Source organism: Pseudoalteromonas sp. (assembly GCF_041629635.1).
Taxonomy (GTDB): domain Bacteria; phylum Pseudomonadota; class Gammaproteobacteria; order Enterobacterales; family Alteromonadaceae; genus Pseudoalteromonas.
Genome location: NZ_JBFKMX010000251.1, coordinates 1 through 2,614, shown reverse-complemented (window position 1 = coordinate 2,614; position 2,614 = coordinate 1). Strand labels below are relative to the sequence as shown.

Here is a 2,614-nt window from a genome sequence, read left to right as displayed (position 1 = left end):
GATGGCTCTGAGCCGATTATTACATCGGGCAAAATAACCAGTATTGGCAGTGCGTTTCGTGAAAAATCGCCGCAAGACAAACGCCGAATCATCGACACTTTAATTAAGCTTGATAATAATGCAGCTGCGATGCGCCCAGGGTTAACTGCCCGCGTAGAAATTGCTACCGATAAAATTGATGATGTATTGATTGTGCCTGTAAGCGCATTGCATAGCGACCAATCAAGCGCGTATGTGATTGAAAAAAATGGTGATAAAACCCCTGTTACGGTAGGTAATATTAGTAATGGTTTTGCGGTAATAAAAAGCGGCATTGAGCAAGGAGAGGTGGTGCGTTTATGAAGTATTTAGTTATTGTTGTCAGCGCGTTTTTTTTAAACGCGTGCTCAAAACCCGATGACGTCGCCGCCGAGCTTACGTTTACCGTACAAAAAGCCCCGTTTAAAAATTATGTAGAGGCAAAAGGTGAGTTGATTGCCGCTAATGAAACCTTGATTAGCACCCCTGCATCATCGCGCGGGCCGCAAACGCTGGCGTGGTTAATGCCTGAATATTCTCAAGTTAAAAAAGGTGAAGTGATTGCACGGTTTGATGGCCGTGTAATGATTAAGCAAAAGCGCGAGAGTGACTTTTCAAACCAAAAAGTGTCGCAAGACTTATCCGGCAAAAACACTGAAATCGACACGCGCAGAAAACACTTAGGGTTTGATATGGAAATTGTTGAAGAAGAGAAGCAATTTGCTGAAAATTTTTCTATCGACGATGACCGCATTATCTCGAAACTTGAGATTTTAGAGCAGGCGCAAAAAGTTGACTATTTAAATGCCAAAACGGCCTACTTTAATTGGCAGTCTGAACAGTTTAATAGCAGCGCGCAAGGCGAGTTAGACTTGTTAAAAATGCAAAGCCAGCAGCATCAAAGCAAAATTAATATGCTCGATGGCAATTTGTCGTCGTTAGAGGTGGTTGCCCCGCACGATGGTTTGTTAACCCATAGCGTAGATTGGCATGGTGAAAAACCAAGAGCAGGGCAAACCCTGTGGCCGGGCCAAAAAATTGCAGGCCTGCCCGACACCTCGGTTATGCAAATCAAGCTGTTTGTAAAAGAGCGCGAAGCGATTAATTTAAAGCAAGATCAAGCTATTGAGTTTTCGCTTATTTCAGCACCCAATAAAACCTTTAGCGGCAAAATAAGTAAGCTTGCACCGTTTCCTAAATCAATTAAGCGACAAGATCCGCAAAAGTATTACGAGATCACCGCCAGTATTGATGAGCAAGGCGATTACTTACGACCGGGCTTAAAAGTGGTGGCAAACATAGTTGCGGATCAGCCAGCCGAAAAACTAATCGTGCCGAAATTTAGCGTATTTGCTGACGAAGAAGGCACGTATGTGCAACTTAAAACAGCATCGGGCTACAGCAAAGCGCCAGTCACCTTAGGCGCAAGTAATTTAAGCCATGTTGAAGTTGTAAAGGGCCTTTCCAAAGGTGATGTTATTGCGTTAATTGAGCAGGAGGGCAAGCTATGAATTTAGTCGGATTATTTAAAGATGCCGTAGTGCAATTGCAGCAGCATAAAATGCGCACTTTTTTAACTTTGCTCGGTATGATCTTTGGTGTAGGTGCAGTAATTGCCATGTTGAATATTGGTGAAGGTGCACAGCGTGAAGCACTGAAAATGATTGATTCAATGGGCCTTAACAACGTAATTGTAGAAGCCAAAGACTTTGAAGAGGATGAACTTAGAGAGCAGCGTAAGCACTCGGATGGGTTATCGCTTAACGATGGCAAAGTTGCAGTTGAAGCCTTGCCGTTTATCACCGATTTTGCCGCTGAAAAAGTGGTTGAAACCTACCATGTGTTTAGTGAATACGCCAAATTTGACGGCCAAGCAGTAGGTGTAAGTGAAAACTATTTTGAGCTTGCATATTTTGATTTAAGTGCTGGGCGCTTGCTTAATCAGCAAGATGGGCAACACTTTTCGCAAGTGGCGCTGCTAGGAGCAAATACTGCGCGTACTTTGTTTCCGCTTGGCGATGCGGTGGGCAAATCAGTCAAAATTAACCATTTGTGGTTTGAAGTGGTGGGTATTCTTGAAGCGCCATTTTTAAAGAAAAAAGAGTTTCAGGGCGTTAAATTAGGCGATGAACAAAATCAGATTTTTATTCCGCTTAAAACCGCGATTCACCGATTTAAAAGCGAATTACTCGACCCCGAAATTACACGCATTAAACTTGCAACCGAACCGGGCTTTAGTCCTGTGATGGCAGCGCAAGCGATTGATGCTTTGGTGAAAGGGCGTCATAACGATATTGATGATTACGAGCTGATTGTACCTGCCGCGTTATTGGCGCAGCAAAAGCAAACCCAGCAAATTTTTAATATTGTAATGTCGTGTGTAGCGGGGATTTCACTGCTGGTGGGCGGCATTGGCATTATGAACATTATGCTAGCCACTGTGCTTGAGCGCACCAAAGAAATCGGACTATTGCGCGCCATTGGTGCAACACAAAAGAACATTCAAGTGCAGTTTATTACCGAGAGTTTTACCATTTCCATTTTAGGTGGCTTACTGGGTGTATTCTTTGGTATTGCACTGTCAGAGTTGATTGCT

The 2,614-nt window shown here is 43.5% G+C and carries 2 protein-coding genes and 1 pseudogene; all 3 read left to right on the top strand.

Annotated features, from left to right (window positions below; all coding sequences use genetic code 11):
- Positions 1-342, top strand: a pseudogene (locus ABYD77_RS18750) (HlyD family secretion protein); the annotation flags it as partial.
- Positions 339-1,529, top strand: a complete 1,191-nt coding sequence (locus ABYD77_RS18745; protein ID WP_372771614.1) for an efflux RND transporter periplasmic adaptor subunit — start codon at positions 339-341, stop codon at positions 1,527-1,529. The pseudogene ABYD77_RS18750 and the gene ABYD77_RS18745, both read left to right, overlap by 4 nt.
- The coding region (locus tag ABYD77_RS18740) for an ABC transporter permease (RefSeq protein WP_372771613.1) at positions 1,526-2,614 on the top strand (1,089 nt) is incomplete at its 3' end. The genes ABYD77_RS18745 and ABYD77_RS18740, both read left to right, overlap by 4 nt.

Bases quoted from the DNA above. Each gene is read 5' to 3' on its own strand.
- ABYD77_RS18745 (WP_372771614.1), top strand. From the start codon at position 339: ATGAAGTATTTAGTTATTGTTGTCAGCGCGTTTTTTTTAAACGCGTGC.